The organism is Serratia sp. 2723 (assembly GCF_050434425.1).
Lineage (GTDB): Bacteria > Pseudomonadota > Gammaproteobacteria > Enterobacterales > Enterobacteriaceae > Chania.
This window is the reverse complement of sequence record NZ_JBNDIN010000010.1, coordinates 18,038-35,843: the sequence shown is the minus strand read 5'-3', so window position 1 is coordinate 35,843 and position 17,806 is coordinate 18,038. Positions and strand designations below refer to the sequence as shown.

14 protein-coding genes and 1 pseudogene are annotated in these 17,806 nt (G+C 53.4%); 6 read left to right on the top strand and 9 right to left on the bottom strand.

Features of this window, described 5'->3' with window-relative positions; genetic code table 11:
* The first annotated feature begins 127 nt into the window (after positions 1–127).
* Positions 128–964: a MurR/RpiR family transcriptional regulator gene (locus ABIE29_RS15635; RefSeq protein ID WP_021181760.1), complete on the top strand. Its 837-nt coding sequence runs from the start codon at positions 128–130 to the stop codon at positions 962–964.
* Positions 965–1,015: 51 nt separating this feature from the next.
* Here the strand turns inward: ABIE29_RS15635 and iolB are convergent, their stop codons facing one another.
* Positions 1,016–1,825: a 5-deoxy-glucuronate isomerase gene (gene iolB / locus ABIE29_RS15630; protein WP_429619658.1), complete on the bottom strand. Its 810-nt coding sequence runs from the start codon at positions 1,823–1,825 to the stop codon at positions 1,016–1,018.
* Between the two features lie 110 nt (positions 1,826–1,935).
* A complete protein-coding gene (locus ABIE29_RS15625) occupies positions 1,936–3,441 on the bottom strand; it encodes a CoA-acylating methylmalonate-semialdehyde dehydrogenase (RefSeq protein WP_429619657.1) in 1,506 nt (501 codons plus the stop codon).
* A gap of 562 nt (positions 3,442–4,003) precedes the next feature.
* On the opposite strand from ABIE29_RS15625, the gene ABIE29_RS15620 reads away from it, so the two are divergent.
* Complete coding sequence (locus ABIE29_RS15620) at positions 4,004–5,440, top strand: sugar porter family MFS transporter (RefSeq protein WP_429619656.1); 1,437 nt, start codon at positions 4,004–4,006, stop codon at positions 5,438–5,440.
* Positions 5,441–5,467: 27 nt separating this feature from the next.
* Positions 5,468–6,304 (top strand): TIM barrel protein, encoded by an 837-nt coding sequence (locus tag ABIE29_RS15615; protein WP_429619655.1) that lies wholly within the window; start codon positions 5,468–5,470, stop codon positions 6,302–6,304.
* A gap of 36 nt (positions 6,305–6,340) precedes the next feature.
* Here ABIE29_RS15615 and ABIE29_RS15610 read toward each other — a convergent pair.
* The 4 genes and pseudogenes from ABIE29_RS15610 to ABIE29_RS15595 all read right to left on the bottom strand — a co-directional run.
* Positions 6,341–6,613 (bottom strand): annotated as a pseudogene (locus tag ABIE29_RS15610) (ABC transporter permease); the annotation flags it as partial.
* Positions 6,614–6,968: 355 nt separating this feature from the next.
* Positions 6,969–7,271 (bottom strand): hypothetical protein, encoded by a 303-nt coding sequence (locus ABIE29_RS15605; RefSeq protein WP_429619654.1) that lies wholly within the window; start codon positions 7,269–7,271, stop codon positions 6,969–6,971.
* A gap of 617 nt (positions 7,272–7,888) precedes the next feature.
* The gene (locus ABIE29_RS15600; protein WP_429619653.1) at positions 7,889–8,629 is read right to left on the bottom strand and encodes a hypothetical protein; all 741 of its coding nucleotides are present in this window, start codon (positions 8,627–8,629) and stop codon (positions 7,889–7,891) included.
* Between the two features lie 192 nt (positions 8,630–8,821).
* Positions 8,822–10,021 carry an NAD(P)/FAD-dependent oxidoreductase gene (locus ABIE29_RS15595; protein WP_065683979.1) on the bottom strand — a complete coding sequence of 400 codons (1,200 nt, stop codon included), beginning with the start codon at positions 10,019–10,021 and terminating at the stop codon, positions 8,822–8,824.
* 304 nt (positions 10,022–10,325) lie between these two features.
* Between ABIE29_RS15595 and pitA the strand changes: the two genes are divergently transcribed.
* A complete protein-coding gene (gene pitA / locus ABIE29_RS15590) occupies positions 10,326–11,831 on the top strand; it encodes an inorganic phosphate transporter PitA (protein ID WP_429619652.1) in 1,506 nt (501 codons plus the stop codon).
* Between the two features lie 64 nt (positions 11,832–11,895).
* Here the strand turns inward: pitA and uspB are convergent, their stop codons facing one another.
* Entirely contained in the window at positions 11,896–12,231 is a 336-nt protein-coding gene (uspB, locus tag ABIE29_RS15585) for a universal stress protein UspB (protein WP_021181771.1), read from the bottom strand.
* Between the two features lie 553 nt (positions 12,232–12,784).
* Here uspB and uspA point away from each other — a divergent pair.
* Complete coding sequence (gene uspA / locus ABIE29_RS15580) at positions 12,785–13,219, top strand: universal stress protein UspA (protein WP_021181773.1); 435 nt, start codon at positions 12,785–12,787, stop codon at positions 13,217–13,219.
* Positions 13,220–13,401: 182 nt separating this feature from the next.
* Complete coding sequence (gene gdhA, locus ABIE29_RS15575; protein WP_021807409.1) at positions 13,402–14,745, top strand: NADP-specific glutamate dehydrogenase; 1,344 nt, start codon at positions 13,402–13,404, stop codon at positions 14,743–14,745.
* A gap of 69 nt (positions 14,746–14,814) precedes the next feature.
* On the opposite strand, the gene ABIE29_RS15570 is transcribed toward gdhA, so the two are convergent.
* Complete coding sequence (locus ABIE29_RS15570) at positions 14,815–16,707, bottom strand: bifunctional metallophosphatase/5'-nucleotidase (protein ID WP_429619758.1); 1,893 nt, start codon at positions 16,705–16,707, stop codon at positions 14,815–14,817.
* Positions 16,708–17,059: 352 nt separating this feature from the next.
* Entirely contained in the window at positions 17,060–17,806 is a 747-nt protein-coding gene (gene rsmJ, locus ABIE29_RS15565; protein WP_429619651.1) for a 16S rRNA (guanine(1516)-N(2))-methyltransferase RsmJ, read from the bottom strand.

Here is a 17,806-nt window from a genome sequence, read left to right as displayed (position 1 = left end):
AACGCAACTGGCGACGAAATAAATCGCTTTTTGTAGAAATGAAATGTCCACTCCATCTGTTAGAATAACCGGACAATATTTTCAGCGTATAAACCAATACGCCTCAGCCAATACGCGAGCCGAATGGATGACTAACCCAACTCAACTTTCGCTGTTACAGGACGAGATCCGCCGCCGTTATGAAACGCTGAGCAAGCGCTTAAAACAGGTAGCACGCTACATCCTGGATAACAGTAACAGCATTGCTTTCGATACCGTTGCCTCCATCGCCGCACAGGCCAGCGTACCGCCTTCTACCCTGATCCGTTTTGCCAACGCCTTTGGCTTCAGCGGCTTCAACGAAATGAAGCAGGTCTTCCGCCAGCATCTGATGGAAGAAACGGTGAACTATACCGAGCGTGCACGCCTGTTTCGCCAAACCTCAACCGACGATAGCGTTGCCCCGGAAAAGCCGGCAGAAATCCTCAACGTATTTACCATGGTCAACTCGCAGGCGCTGCAACAGTTGGCAATGCAAACCAGCGCCGAGCAGTTGGATCGGGCGGTAGAGCTGCTGAATAACGCCGAAAATATCTACGTGATTGGCCTGCGCCGCTCGTTCAGCGTGGCTTCATATCTCACCTATGCCCTGCGCCACCTGGAAAGGCGAGCTTTCCTGATTGACGGGTTAGGCGGAATGTTTACCGAACAGCTCAGCATGGTGAAACCCAAGGACGTGGTGATCGCCATCAGCTATTCGCCTTATGCCAAAGAAGCGGTAGAGCTGGTGGAGTTGGGTGCCAAGCAGGGAGCACAGCTAATCGCCATTACCGACAGCCAGGTCAGCCCGCTGGCCGCCTTCAGCGATGTCTGTTTTGTGGTGCGCGAAGCACAGGTAGATGGGTTCCGCTCGCAGGTGGCCTCCATGTGCCTGGCACAGACGCTGGCGGTATCTTTGGCGCTGAATAACGCCAAAGAGCTGTAATATTCGGTTAAATGGGCGCAGCGCGCCCGTTTAGGATCTTGCCCACGGCGATCAATAGCTTCCGCTGTTGATCCAGGCGTGATCTTTTTCCCAGGTGAACTTCCACAAACGTACCGGCCCCGCCATCACGTTGAGATAATAACTGTCATATCCGGCCAGGGTTGCCACCGGGTGGTAACCGCGCGGCACTTTCACCACGTCGCGGTTATAGACCGGCATACACTCATCCAGCGAACGATCGTCGGTATAGACGCGTTGCAGGCAGAACCCTTGTTCAGGGCTAAGACGGTGGTAATAGGTCTCTTCCAGGTAGGTTTCGTCCGGCGAGTTTTCCTGGTCGTGCTTATGGCTTGGGTAGGAGCTGGTATTGCCTTCGTCGGTATAGACCTCAACCACCAGCAGGCTGTCAGCCGGTTGGTTATCCGGCAGAATATTATGTACCAGCCGTTGGTTACGGCCTTTACCGCGCCGTTCAACGCCGACGTCTGCCGGGGTGATCAAGCGTGAAGGCAGATGCCCACTACCCGGCGCGCTGCATACCGCCAGTTCCAGATCGGTCTCTGCCCGGACTTCAACATGGTCGTGGTGTGGAACATAAACGGAATAAGGTGGAGTGCGCTCAAATGGGCTCATCCGTTTACCAATATGTGGATACTCCGCTCGTTGCGTTGCCACAGAGGCAATACCCGCCACCAGCACCAGGCAAAGTTCCTTATCGCCACTCTCCAACTGCAACGACTGCCCGGCCGCCAACCGATAGACCTCAAACCCGACAAAACGCCAACCGGCATTTTCCGGGGTGACGGACTGAATACGCCCCTGAGCATCCGGTTGCTGACATTTCGCAAGTAATGATGACATGACAATTCTCCTTAAATCCCGTGCTTGTGAGTGTGGCTGCAATTCGTTAATACCAGCAACAGCGGCCGCTATCCCGGTGGAATAACGGCCTCGGCATGCTTGACAGCGGTTTAGCCCAGCGTTGGCATACTGTATTCGGATACCGTTTGCTGGCCGCTTGGCCAACGGGCGGTGGCCGTCTTCATGCGGGTATAGAATCGCACGCCGTCCGTACCATGTACGTTAAGCGCACCAAATACCGAACGTTTCCAGCCGCCAAAACTGTGGAAAGCCATCGGCACCGGTACCGGCACGTTAACCCCCACCATCCCCGCCTGAACCTCATGCACAAACTGGCGAGCATAGTGGCCGCTATTGGTGAAAATGGCGCTGCCGTTCCCAAACTCGTGGCTGTTCACCGTATCGATGGCCGTTTGATAATCTGCCACACGCACAATGCCCAACACCGGCCCGAAGATCTCTTCGCGATAAATACGCATATCCGGCTGTACGTTATCGAACAGGGTACCACCCACGTAGTAACCCTCTGGATAACCCGGCACCTGATAATCCCGTCCATCGACCACCAGCGTTGCGCCCTCTTTAACACCAATATCAATGTACCCCAGCACTTTTTTCTGATGGGCGGATGAGACCAACGGCCCCATTTCATTTTCCTCGCCACCTTGCTGCATGCCGGGGCCAACCCGCAGTTGGGCGATCAGCGGTTTGAGTTTGGCAATCAGTTTATCTGCGGTGCTATCACCAACCACGACGGCCACCGGCAGCGCCATACAACGCTCACCCGCCGAGCCAAATGCCCCTCCCATCAGCGCATTGACCGTGGCATCCAGATCCGCATCCGGCATAACGATAGCCTGATTTTTGGCGGCCCCAAAGGCCTGTACACGCTTGCCATGCGCACTGGCGGTGGTGTAAATATGCTCTGCAACGGTGGATGAGCCAACGAAGCTCACCGCCTGAATGCGTGGATCGGTGCACAGTTGCGAGGCCTCTTCATTGCCGCAATGCACTACGTTGAACACCCCATCCGGCAGGCCCGCCTCTTTCAACAGTTCTGCCAGACGCACGGAGGCTGAAGGCACCAACGCCGGAGGCTTCAAGACGAAGGTATTGCCGCAGGCCAGCGCGATAGGGAACATCCACATCGGCACCATGGCCGGGAAGTTAAACGGTGTGATCCCGGCCACTACGCCCAGCGGCTGCATCAGCGAGAAACTGTCCACGCCGGTGCCCACATCCGGTGAAAATTCCCCTTTGATCAGGTGCGGAATGCCGCAGGCAAACTCCACCACTTCCATGCCACGGGTCAATTCACCCAGCGCATCGGAATAGACTTTGCCATGCTCACTGACGATCAGTTGCGCCAGCTCTTCGCGGTGTTGCTCTAGCAATGCTTTGAAATTGAACATGATACGCGCCCGGCGTAGCGGCGTGGTATGCGCCCAGTCGGTAAATGCGTGATGGGCGACATCAATAGCCTGTTTCACCTCGGCGGCGGTGCTCTGCGTCACGCGGCGTTCAACCTGACCGCTAGCCGGATTGTGCACGTCGACGGTTTGGTTACTGCTGCTCAGGCAAACCTGCCCACCAATAAAGTTACCCACGGTTTTCATGTTTCACCCTCTGTTAAGTCCGCTATCGCCACGGCCTGAAGCATGGCCGCATACCGTGACGTTCATCGTGCCGCCTGCAAGAGTACGGCCCACAGGCAGATTAAATCCTGACCAGATGAATCAAACTCTATGCCATTGAAAAAAAAGTTTCAAATAAAAGTTTTTAGAAAATTTGTTTTTAGCGCTACCGATCGCAAATTTGCCATGATCGTAGGCAGAGCGGGCAGTGGCGAACGAATCTATCCGCGATCTGCCAGCCGGGAGGATTTACACAGTAATCCCTAGTTTTTATGGAGATACGCTTTCTCGTCTGGGCAAGTCAATTTTCCAATCCGCCATGCAATTCGGGGTGAGAATTTGCCCTGTTTATGCTCAATTTTTTGAACTAGATCTAAAAATCAATATTTCATTATTCACTAAATATGGAATAAATGTTCTTGTCTGCCAAAGGACACCCTGAAAAACACCGCCTTGATGACAGGCACGGTTCACCCTTCTGCCTCCCTACCAACCCTACAAGTCACTGAGTAGGCAGAAGCCAGGATAAAAATCGGAGCAACATATGTCACATCAGCGTAAACACAATACTGGGTATATCCTGCGTATCTGCGGGATTGCAGCACTCGGCGGCATTCTGTTTGGTTATGACACCGCCGTAATTTCCGGGGCGATCGAAGCCCTTAAAGCCTACTTTGACCTCAGCCCGGCAGAAACCGGCTGGGCGGTTTCCAACGTAGTGATCGGCTGCGTGGTCGGTGCCTTCGGCGCCGGGCCGCTGGCCGGCCGCTATGGGCGTAAAAAGGCCCTGGTGGTCGCTGCACTGCTGTTTACCATTTCGGCGATCGGTGCCGCTCTGGCCACCACCTTCACCTGGTTTGTTATCTATCGCATCATTGGGGGCCTGGCCGTCGGGCTGGCCGCAACGGTATCCCCCATGTACATGTCAGAAGTCTCACCGAAAGATATGCGGGGCCGGGCGCTCAGCATGCAGCAGTTCGCCATAGTATTCGGCCAGATCGTAATTTTTTACGTTAACTTCAAGATTGCCAGCTATGCCAGCGAAGCCTGGCTGGTGGAAATGGGTTGGCGCTGGATGATTGGCTCAGAGGTGATCCCCTGCCTGCTGTTCACCGTTTTGGTCTTTATCATCCCCGAATCGCCACGCTGGAGCGTAATGGTGGGCCGCGACGATCAGGCATTAGCCATGCTGACCCGCGTCTCAAATGCCACGCATGCTAAAAGCGTTTTGAGCGAAATCAAGGAGTCACTTCGCCAGGACGAACATCACCGCAAGCAAAAGCTGAATTATGGCGACGTACGCGTACGCTTCATCCTGTTTGTCGGCTGTATGATCGCCATGCTGCAACAGGTGACGGGGGTTAACGTCATGATGTATTACGCCCCGGTAGTGCTGAAAACCGTGACCGAAAATGCGCAAGAAGCCCTGTTCCAGACCATCTGGATCGGCGTGTTACAGCTGGTCGGTTCGGTGATCGGCGCCATGCTGATGGATCGCATAGGCCGTATTCCACTGATGCGCTGGGGCACCCTCGGCACCATCGTTGGCCTGCTGATCACCTCCTATGCCTTGTATACCCAGGCAACCGGCTACTTCGCGTTGTTCGGTATGCTGTTCTTTATGGTGTTCTACGCCATGTCATGGGGCGTAGGTGCCTGGGTGCTGGTCTCCGAAATCTTCCCAAATCGCATGCGTTCACAGGGGATGAGCATTGCCGTTGGCTGTATGTGGCTGGCCAACTTTGTCGTGGCCCAAAGCTTCCCGATGATCAATGACCAACCTTATCTGTTCTCCACCTTCCACGGGGCGTTCCCAATGTGGGTTTTTGCCGCCTGCTGCCTGTTCAGCTATTGGTTTATTGCCCGCTTTATTCCAGAAACCAAGGGCGTTTCACTGGAAAGAATGGAAGACGTGGTAATGGCGAAACGCTATCGCCAACCGCTATCTGAAATCGTCACGGTAGAAGATGGCAAAGCCTAAAGCCGACAAACCCAGGAGTGATGCATCATGGCCATTGCGTTAGCCCGTTTTTGTATCAACCGTAAGATCGCCCCCAACCTCACGCTGGGGAACTTCTTCCACCTGGTGAAAAGGTGTGGGTTAAGCAAGGTCGAACTGCGCAACGATATGTCGGGTGGCAAAGTGGCCGACAACCTGAGCAACGAGCAGTTAAACGCGCTGGCCGAAGAGTTCGGCATTGAGATCGTCACCATCAATGCTCTGGGAATGTTCAATCGGCTAGAAGATCAGGCAGCGTTGCTGAAAAACGCCGAAACGCTACTGGTTCAGGCAAAAGCCATCCATAGCAAGGCGGTGGTGATGTGCCCACATTGCAACGCGAGCGACCGGCGTAGTGAGTCACAAAAGAGGGAAGATACGCTGGCTGCACTACGGCTACTCGCTCCGTTGTTCAAACAGTACGGCGTTGAGGGCTACGTGGAACCATTAGGGTTTGGCATCAGTTCACTGCGTTCTTCCTTGCTGGCACAGGCAATCATTCGTGATGCTGGCGTACCCTATAAGATCGTGCTGGATACGTTCCACCACTATCTGAGCGACGTAGCACAACCTGAGTTTGATGCTCAGATTCGGGTTGAGCAGATTGGTTTGGTGCATCTCTCTGGCGTTGAGGATCCGCTCATCAAAAGCGCGTTGAGCGATGAAGAACGTATTATGTTGAGCGATAAAGATCGGTTGGCAAGCGTAGCCCAGGTACAGAACCTGGAACGTTTGGGCTACCGGGGGATCTATGCTTTCGAGCCGTTCTCTTCACAGCTAAACACCTGGACAGAGGACGATATCGAACGCGAGATCCGCCACAGTATCGCATTACTGCAAGGATAAATGCACAAGCTGCCCGCAGGCGCGGGGAGTCCCGCTTTACACAAACTGCGTAGGGCGAAAAGTGCCTATTTGAGCGTGCGAACCACCAAGTTGCTCACGCTGGTTGTAAAACTTCCGATAAGCCGGATAGCAGGCGATGATGGTTGACAGGCTGGCGGTAGAAAACAGCATCAATGTCACCATGATCTGATACTTGATGGCTTTTACCGGATCGATACCGGCAAAGATCAGACCGGACATCATTCCTGGCAGACTTACCAGCCCAACCGTTTTAGCGGAGTCTATCATCGGGATCGGCGATGCACGAATTACCGCGGGTTGGGCTAAGCAATGAGGAAACGATCTTCAACAAGGTACTCTTGGCACATTATTAATACTACGTATATATGGCTGGCAGTATTAATAATGTAGTAATAGTTTACCCCCGCAACGACACGACAATATGTATATGTGTCAAAGCAATTAATAATACTTTCGCAGCAATCGAATTATATCGATAAAACACCCGGGCCTTACACCCTATATTAGCCCTTCCCCTTGCCCAACACGTCAATTACTGCATAAGCTCGGATCACGATGAAATAAATAGCTCACTAATGATGAGGATAGTATGCCAACCAAAAAGCCCTCCTTACTAAAATTGAAGGGGGTACCAATGGAACTGTCAGGGTTCGATCTGAGCACGTAAATACCCTAATGCACTTTGGCTGTAGCTCTCCCCTTGGGCCAGTTTTTTGATCAGGCCTTGGGCCTCCAGGACCATACCAAGACGATGTAATTCCTGATGCTGCGGAAGTACATCGGCAAACGCATTAAGCAGGATAATCGACGGCATGATTTTTTCTGCGCAAGTACCTACTGCGCCAGGTTCATCCCCCCTGGCCGGACAGGGCAGACTGTCCGTATGGCGATGTTGACATGCCTGTAACAAGGTAATTGCCTGTTGAATTTCATGACTCCATGGCATAACCACTTTCCTCTGAGACTGATTGCCTTGCCAAGATATGATTAATAATCAGCATGTTAATATGCATTAGCGACTCACAACAAACCACAAAACGCCCCTCTAACCAAGCTGGCCCTATATAAGATAGATTTTTCCAGCCATGGTTTATTGATATAGGTCACATTGCATAAAGATCGCCAAATTTTATATTTCCTCAATGGTGAGATAATTCGCAGAATTGCAATAACACCATATTTTTTACTGAGAACAAGATAAAATTCCTACTGAGATCTCTATATCTAACCTAAGCTGGGTAAAAATAACCAGATTTTGCTGTAAATGCCCCATTAAAAACAATAGAAAAGCGCAACCACAAGATGCAGAAGAATATTCTGAAAAAATACGACAATTGTAAACTTAAAATTATTATCAACCAGATTATTCCTACACACCATTTATTATCTCGAAAACTGCCAAGAGAAAGGTCTTGCTAGCCGAAAGGTAAGCGTTCACCCTGCGATGAGGCGATAGCAGCTACGGGGGTCAGAAGATTCAGGGGGTCTAAGGGGTCTGAGGAGGCTGGAAACAGGCCAGAAGCCTGAATAATGGCCTCAGATTTTGAGGCCATGTTCACGCAATTACGGTTTCTTGCAGGGAGCAGGAGCGTATTTAGTATCCCCAGGGAACGCCTGCGGTTGGCAATCAGGCAGGCCCGGCAGCACCATTTCATAAACCGCCACGCCAATCACGCCGGTATTCTCTTTTTCGCCCGCCAATGAACTCGCAGCGTAGGAGTCATCCGGTTTTGCAAAACGGAATGCGGCAACAGACGAGTCACTTTTACGGAAGCCCTCAATCACCAGAGTTCCTTTTGGTGAAACCAGATAGCCGGAATTGCGCAGTGAGCCACTGCGGCCAGAAATCACGTCCAGGCCGTCAACAGCGGTTACTACCTCATAGGTTTTGTTGGGGCTGGTGTTATAAAAGAACAGCTGGTAGCGCTCGCCGTCATTAGCAGAGAATGAAAACTCGCCATTTTTATAGCGATTGAGCGCGAAATCCCGATTATTTTCGGTCTGCACCCGCATTCTGACGGAAGACAACACGATCTCATTGGTGTACTGCCCATTACTGGACGCTGCCGCGCTGTAAAACACTTTGGCGACACTGTCTGGAGAGGAATGCATACGCTTCGCGTCAACGGTGGTCACTTTGGAGTAAACATCCTCACCCCATGCCGTTCCCAGTTTATGTTCCTGGGCTACCGGAGCCGGGGCAGAGGCAGGATCAGCCACCGCGCGTGAGGAGGAAACCTTTTGGCTACAGCCGGAAACCAGCACCAGAGAAGCCAACAATGCTAAACCGTATTTGATTTTCATCAGCAGAACTTTCCTTGTTATTATTTGAATAAGAGTGCGCTTGTCTCAACGCACGAGCCGAGCCCATTATTCTGAATTACGTCCGATGTTCCTATCTCTAAAGTTCTTAAAATAGACGATTGATTATCTGAATGGGCGCAGCATACCGCGCCTCTTCATGACGAGCCGATTTCAGAAATGCCTGCCATCTCTTTAAGATTTCTGCGCAGCCAAAGCCTGTGCACAAGCCCACGCCGAACTCCAGGCCCACTGGAAGTTATAACCCCCCAGCCAGCCTGTCACGTCCACCACCTCACCGATAAAGTACAGGCCCGGTACCTTACTCGCCTCCATGGTTTTGGAAGAAAGCTCTTTGGTGTCCACACCGCCCAGGGTCACTTCCGCAGTACGGTAACCCTCGGTGCCATTGGGTTGTACGCGCCAGTCTTGCAAACTATCAACCAACGCTGCCTGCTGCGTTGGAGTGAGTTGCTTCAACGTGGCCTCCGGCAGTTGCCCCAACTCTTGCAGCAATTCCACCAGGCGCTTCGGCAAGTGCAAAGCCAGGGTGTTTTTCAGGCTCTGGTTAGGATGTGCCTGGCGCTGTTCGTTAAGGAAGCCCACCAGGTCCAGCGTCGGAAGTAAGTTAATACTCACAAACTCACCAGGCTGCCAGTAGCTGGAGATCTGCAAGATAGCCGGACCAGAAAGCCCCCGATGCGTAAACAGGATGCTTTCACGAAAGCTGGTGCCATCTTCCGCCGTGACCACTGCGGGAACCGAAACGCCAGACAGCGCCTGGGATTGCTCCAACAGCGGCTTATGCAGCGTAAAGGGCACCAAACCGGCCCGGGTCGGTAACACTTTCAGGCCAAACTGTTCCGCCAGCTTATAACCAAAGGGAGTGGCCCCCAGGCCCGGCATGGAAAGCCCACCGCTCGCCACCACAAGTGAGCGAGCACTCACACTCTCGCCGTTAAGCGCCAATTCAAAGCCTTGGTCGGTTTTTTCAACGCTCAGAACCTCGCTGCGCAGGCGCGTTACCACCTGACCCAGTTCGCACTCTTGCACCAACAGATCGACGACCTGCTGCGCAGAATCATCACAGAACAGCTGCCCCAAGGTTTTTTCGTGATAGGCGATGCCGTAGCGGTTAATCAGATCGATAAAATCCCATTGGGTATAGCGCGCCAATGCCGATTTGCAGAAATGGGGGTTATGCGAGAGGTAGGCCGCCGGTTCAACGGACATATTGGTGAAGTTACAGCGCCCGCCGCCAGACATCAGGATCTTGCGGCCCGGTTTTTTGCCGTTGTCGAGTAATAGCACCCGGCAACCCAGTTGTCCTGCCTGCGCAGCACAAAACATCCCTGCGGCACCCGCACCAATAACGACAACATCAAACTGTTCCACCCAGACCTCTCTTTGCAATAACCACAACAATCGCGGCAACAAGAGCGTATTTTACGCCATTTCACTGCCTGTATACCGCTAAATCAGCGGAGAGGGATTGTAAAGACATCGGCGGGGAACGCCAACGTAAGAAAATGTTAACGAGCGTAAACGGTGGTAACATGCTGAAATTACATCGATTCAGCCGTAACACAACACCCACGACAACAGGTAAATTCAAAAAACGTCATATTTTCCTTTTCCCCGACACCGGTTGTCGCCGATAATGCGCGGCGTTCATGTCCACAAACCTGGCGTAACGCTTATGCTGCATTTGTTCACTGGCCTGGATTTCCATACCGGCCTGATGTTAGTCCTCGCATTGCTGTTTGTATTGTTCTATGAGGCCATCAACGGCTTCCATGATACGGCCAATGCGGTCGCTACTGTAATTTACACCCGTGCTATGCGCTCGCAACTTGCGGTCGTTATGGCTGGCCTGTTCAACTTTCTTGGCGTGATGCTCGGCGGTTTGAGTGTTGCCTACGCCATTGTGCATCTGCTACCAACCGATCTGTTGTTGAACGTCAGTTCAGCACACGGATTAGCCATGGTCTTCTCCATGTTGTTGGCGGCAATTATCTGGAACCTCGGTACCTGGTATTTCGGGCTACCGGCCTCCAGCTCCCACACCCTGATTGGTGCCATTATCGGCGTCGGCTTGACCAATGCGTTGGTGACCAACACCTCGGTGGTCGACGCGTTGAACGTGCCAAAAATGATCAGCATCTTCCTGTCGCTCATCTTCTCCCCGCTGGTCGGTATGATGATTGCCGGGCTGATGGTGTTTGTGCTGCGCCGTTACTGGAGCAATACCAAAAAACGTCAGCGTATTCATATGACGCCGGCGGAACGTGAGAAGGTCGATGGCAAACGTAAGCCACCGTTCTGGACGCGTATCGCTCTGATCCTGTCAGCCATCGGCGTGAGCTTCTCACACGGTGCGAACGACGGTCAGAAAGGTATCGGTCTGATTATGCTGGTACTGATCGGTGTTGCCCCTGCGGGCTTCGTGCTCAACATGAGTGCGACCGGTTACGACATTACCCGTACCCGTGATGCCGTGAGCCACCTGCAGCAATTCTACCAACAGCATGGCGACTCTCTGGCACATGTGGCCACGCAGACGCCGCTGGTTCCTGCGCCTCAGGATGCGGCTCCAAAGCCTGATCAACCGGTTGAGTTCCACTGCGACAGTTCACGTGCCCTGATCGCCGTTGAGCGCTCTCTGGACCTGTTGAACAATCTGCAAAGCTACGATCAACTGACGGTTGACCAGCGCAGCCATCTGCGCCGCCTGCTGATGTGCGTAACGGAAACTGCAGACAAGGTGGCCAAGCTGCCGGAAACCTCAGTGGACGATCAACGCTTCCTGAAGAACCTGCGTTCCGATCTGTTGGAAACCGTTGAATATGCGCCTACCTGGATTATCGTCGCAGTAGCCTTGGCGCTGTCTCTGGGTACCATGGTGGGTTGGCGACGCGTTGCTACCACTATCGGTGAGAAAATCGGTAAGAAAGGCATGACCTACGCTCAAGGGGTTTCGGCACAGATGACCGCCGCCCTGTCGATTGGCGTGGCCAGCTACACCGGTATGCCGGTTTCCACTACCCACGTACTCTCTTCGGCGGTTGCCGGGACGATGATCGTGGACGGTGGTGGCGTGCAGAGCAAAACCGTCAAGAACATCCTGCTGGCCTGGGTCCTAACCCTGCCAGTCTCGATTTTGCTTTCCGGTGGCCTATACTGGCTGGCGCTGAAAGTGATCTGACGATTGCCCATGACAACAATGGCGGCCAAAGTGGCCGCCATTTTTTTGCCTTGCAACCGCCGGGCTAATACCAGATCGCCAACGCCACCAGGCTGATCACCACTAGCCCACACAGCGATGAAGTCAGCACAAACTGGCTGCGGACACGCTGACAGCGGCGAATGAATTCCGGGTCGTGGTGCTCCATATAGCGTTGCGTAAAGATATAGCGCACCAGCCGTATCTGCTTGCTCGGCTGGCCGTGCGAGGTGAAGAACCCTCCGCCATCGACGTATTGGTACAGTAACGGATCGCAACCGCGCAAAACAAATAGCAGCGCACGCAGAGAAGAAAAATACCGGGCCATGTTAATCACACAGACCACACACAATGCCCAAAACAGCGCGACGGTACTAATCATGATAGCCCCCTCAAGGCGTTGTTATCCCGGCCACCCGCCGGGCCAACGGCCCTACTTCATACCTTATGCTGCCGGAGCCTTGGCTCCCATCCCCCTAGCACCTTACGGACCCGTTGCTACCCACAACCTCTGACCGCTTGATGAACAGCCCTTACAGCGATCAGAGGAAATAAGTGGGGCCCACATTCACTAGTGTAGAATAATGAAACGCAAACAGATCCCGGTACCGTATAAAATTTACAGTCAGGGCTCAATTCTTCATCTACCCACCCTCTGCTCGGAGAGCAGACATAAGCTATACTTTGAGTAACAATGCTTATAATTCAATCGTTCAAACGGCGGATAGCCACATAAGCCATAGGATTTTTTGCCCCAGCGGTGTAAAACGGGTGGGGTAAACGTATAAACAAGGGTGATTGATACGATGCAGTGTGATCGCCCCAACATATCATTGTGTTATCTGGATGGTATTATGCAGGTAAGGCGAAAACGCCAAGCTGGAACACTGAATGCCTGCCCCCTTTAATCGGCATTATATGGAAGGAGTATTCTCATGGCTTACAAACATATACTGATTGCGGTTGACCTATCACCGGAAAGCAAAATCCTGGTCGAGAAAGCGGTATCAATGGCGCGGCCGTACAATGCCAAAGTCTCTCTGATCCACGTTGATGTAAACTATTCCGATCTGTATACCGGCCTGATCGACGTCAATCTTGGCGATATGCAAAAGCGTATTTCCGAAGAAACCCACCATGCGTTAACCGAGCTGTCGCAAAATGCGGGCTATCCCATCACCGAAACCCTGAGCGGCAGCGGCGATCTGGCGCAGGTACTGGTTGATGCGATTAAAAAATACGATATGGACCTGGTGTTGTGTGGACACCACCAGGATTTCTGGAGCAAATTGATGTCCTCTGCGCGCCAGTTAATCAATACGGTACACATCGATATGCTGATTGTGCCGCTGCGCGACGAAGAAAAGTAAGTATTCGCTAACCTGTTTGGCCAACGCCCGCCCTGCGCGGGCGTTTTTCATGGTTTCCTGTTATTTATTGCTTGTTAATCAGCCACCCCACAGTGATATAGTCGAGGTAGACACAACATCCTCCCCAACTGTGAGACACATCATAAAAACAGGGGAACCAATATGCTAAACAGGAGCTATCCATGGAACAGGCTGTATCGCTAGAATCCTTTCTAAAATCCTTACAACGTCATAACTCGCACCAACCGGAATATCTGCAGGCAGTGCGTGAAGTCTTTACTTCTCTGTGGCCATTCATCGAGCGTAACCCTCATTATCGTGACCACGCCCTGTTAGAGCGCCTGGTAGAGCCTGAGCGTATCATTCAATTTCGCGTCAGCTGGGTCGACGATCAGGGCAAAGTACGGGTAAACCGCGCCTACCGTATCCAGTTCAACTCCGCCATTGGGCCATACAAAGGGGGGATGCGTTTCCACCCTTCGGTTAACACCTCCATTCTGAAGTTCCTCGGTTTTGAACAGACCTTCAAGAATGCCCTGACCACGCTGCCTATGGGCGGCGGCAAGGGTGGCTCAGACTTTGATCCCAAAGGCAAAAGCCAGGGCGAAATCATGCGCTTCTGCCAATCGCTGATGACCGAGCTTTATCGTCACCTGGGCCCAGATACCGATGTGCCAGCCGGGGATATCGGCGTAGGTGGCCGCGAAGTGGGCTTTATGGCCGGCATGATGAAAAAGCTGTCCAATAACACCAGTTGCGTCTTTACCGGCAAGGGCCTGTCGTTCGGCGGTAGCCTGATCCGCCCGGAGGCCACCGGTTACGGCCTGGTATACTTCACCGATTCAATGCTGCAACGCCATGGCCTGGGCTTTGAAGGGATGCGTGTCGCGGTTTCCGGCTCCGGTAACGTGGCGCAATACACCATTGAGAAAGCGTTGGAGCTGGACGCGCGGGTGATCACCGTTTCCGATTCCGGCGGTACCGTGGTAGATGAAGCTGGCTTCACTACTGAAAAACTGGCGCATCTGGCCGAAATCAAAAACCAGCGCTATGGCCGGGTTGCCGATTACGCCCGCGAGCGTGGCCTGACCTATCTGGCCGGTGAGAGCCCGTGGAACGTGCCGGTGGATATCGCCCTGCCTTGTGCCACCCAGAACGAGCTGGATCTGGAAGCCGCACAGGTGCTGATCCGCAACGGGGTCAAAGCCGTGGCAGAGGGCGCTAATATGCCAACCACCATCCAGGCTACCGATGCCTTCCTGGAAGCGGGCGTGCTGTTCGCACCGGGCAAAGCCGCCAACGCCGGTGGTGTTGCCACTTCCGGGCTGGAGATGGCGCAAAACGCCGCGCGCCTTAACTGGCGGGCAGAGAAAGTCGATATCCGTTTACGTCACATCATGGCGGATATCCATCAGTCCTGCGTCGAGTACGGCGGTGAAGGCAAGCAAACGCATTACGTTCACGGCGCCAACATTGCCGGGTTCGTCAAGATTGCCGATGCGATGCTGGCTCAAGGCGTGCTCTAACCTTACCCTTGAATGAGAAATGCCGGCGAATATGCCGGCATTTTTTATCAGATTGGCAGTGGCTTAGCCTCAATTAATGGCTTCGATAATCACCAACCGATCGTTCAGCCGCTGTTTGATGACCGGATCGGTCGCCGCTTGCGCCTGTTTTTGCAGCGCCGTAACCTGTTGCTTCATCATTTGCGGATCGCTAAATAGCAGTTCTTTGACGTTGATGGAGGCCACGTTGGTATAGCGCCCATCATCGGTGGTCGGCACGCTGATTTTGCCGTCATTGAGCAGTTTGTTCACAATCTTGCGCTCACGTTCGTACCCTTCCAGCCCCACCAGCTTCCAGCGATGCATCGCCTTGCCCTGATACTCGCCCTTCTTCACCTCGGTCAGATAGCGAATGGTGAGATTACGGATAGTCCCTGCTTCCTCACCAAATTCCGCCTTGGTATCGGACAGCACCGGGAACTGCATACCTTCCAGTACGCCGCCTTTTTGCGTCAGGTGGCCCATGCGGTAACTGTTCATCCCCAACTGGATTGGCGTGCTGTCGGTCACCGGGGTGCCGTCGTTCAATTTCAACTCGGTGATGCGCTGCCCAACGGGTTTACGCAGATCGATGGTATAGGTCACGCCATCAAAGAAGTCATTGGTAGAGTATTTGGACGCACGGCGCTGTGGGTTAAAGCTGTAGGTGACATCGCCATCATGTTGCTGGTTGAAGTAGTCCGCTGACCACTCCATGTACTTTTTCAGCTCTTTACCGGTCAGCTGGTAGACGGTAATTTCACCACCGGCATATTGATAGTTGAAGGCGATATCCTTGGCGGTGATGGTGCCCACGTTCAGCTTCGGCCTGTCGTTATCAATCTGCAACGCGATCACCTGAGCCTTAGGCGCATAGTGACGGGCAGCCTCCTGATACAGCGCGCTGATGCCGGTATCCTGAATATGTACCTGCGGGATGCCTTTCACCGCGTCTGGCGACACCAGATCCTGGCCGGTCAGTTGAGCAATGGGCCGGTTGGCGTTGGCACGCAGGATGGTATGGAACGGCTGGTAGATCTCTTCGAGCTTTTTGTCGGAGCTGATGCCTTTGATCGGATAGGTGTAGCTGTCTTTATTGATCAACACATATTTGCCATTTTGCTGCTCAAATTGCAGATCAATGCGCGACAATGCACGGCCATATTTGTCCGGTTCGGTAACGATCACGCCGTTGATCACCTCTTTATCCACCTTAACGTGCATATGCCCGGCAACGATCGCCGCCAGCTCCGGGTTGGCCCGCGCGATATCGCCCACGCCGGTGCCTGGCCGTTGGTTCTCATTATCGATCCCCATATGAGCCACCAGCACGATGGCGTCCACCTGGCCGTGGATCTGCTGGATCACCTTTTTTACCGCCTGCACCGGATCGGTGAACGTCAGGCCGTCGATGCGATCGGTGCCCTTGGCAAACTCGGCGGTCATCGGCGTATCCATGCCGATAATGCCAATCTTCACCCCCTGACGCTCAACGATCTTATAGGCGGGCAGGTAAGGCTTGCCGCTGTCCCAGAAGATATTGCCCGCCAGCGCGGTGCCTTTGAACTGGCTGAGTGGGGTTGCCAGCGCCTTCAGACCAAAATCGAACTCGTGGTTACCCATCACCCATACGTCGTAGTCCAACGCGTTAAAGCCGAGGATCATCGGGCTGGTTTTATCATTCTTGAAGGTTTCAACAAAGTTGCCCTGAATGGTATCCCCGGCGTCTACCAGGATCACGTTCGGCTGCTGGGCACGGACTTTATGCACCTGGGTGGCAATCTGGCTGAGACTGCCCGCCAGGTTCTCGGTGTCGGTAGAGTAGTCCCAAGGCACGAAGGTGCCATGCAGATCGGAGGTGCCCAGAATGGTGATATTTACCGGTTCAGCGGCCATGGCAGAGGTACTCAAACAAAACAGTAGGGAAAGCAGCGTCTTTTTCATCATGTTCTTTCATTATAGTTGATTGTAATTAAACAGGATTATGCGACGCACCTCTCAGCGTTACCAGTGACATTGCAGAATGAGCATGGGAAATGTGAGGAGGCTCAATGAATGCCCCTCACCCCAACCCTCTCCCACAGGGAGAGGGAGCTGTTAGCCCCTGCTTTTTTGGAAGTAAAGAGGTCATCTCATCAAACTCGATCGGTTCCCAACAGGGAGAGGGAGCTACAACAGTGATGGGAATGAGTTAAGCAATGACAGCTGCAAAGGTCGAACGAACAAGACAAGTTGTAGCACATTCAGTCCCCTCTCCCTGTGGGAGAGGGTTAGGGTGAGGGGCTAAACGCTTATCTTACAAAGGCATATAAATATCGAAACGGTGACTCTTGGTGGTGGTGGCGGCATGAGCAGCAACGTCGGCCAGCGGTGGTGCATAATCCGGACGTTTCACCACGACCCTTTTGGTGGCCAGCCTGCGAGCTGGCTCCAGCAAGCCGTCGGCATCATCATCACTGCCCACCAGAGACTGAAATACCCGCATCTCTTTTTTCACCAACGCGCTCTTCTGCTTATGCGGATACATTGGGTCGAGATACACCACTTCCGGGCGCGGATCGAGATCGCTTAGCGCTGTCAAACTGGATGCATGAAGTAACGTCATGCGTTCACGCAGCCAAGGGCCGATCTCCGCGTCCTGATAGCCCCGTTGCAAGCCGTCTTCCAGCAACGCAGCGACAACCGGATTACGTTCCAACATACGAACCTGGCAACCCAACGACGCCAGCACAAACGCATCACGCCCTAACCCGGCAGTAGCGTCCACCACGCTAGGCACATAGCTGCCTTTGATGCCTACCGCTTTGGCCACAGCTTCGCCACGGCCGCCGCCGAAACGCCGCCGATGGGCCATCGGGCCAGCGATAAAATCGACGTAGATAGCGCCAAGCTTTGGCTCGTCGCGCTTGCGCAGTTCCAACCGTTCTGGCGTCAACACCAGCGCCATCGTCGCATCTTCGTCGCTAGTTAACTGCCAGCGCTCGGCCAGAATAGACAAGGCGCCGGGATCGGCGCCTGCTTCACACAATAAAAACACGCTCAC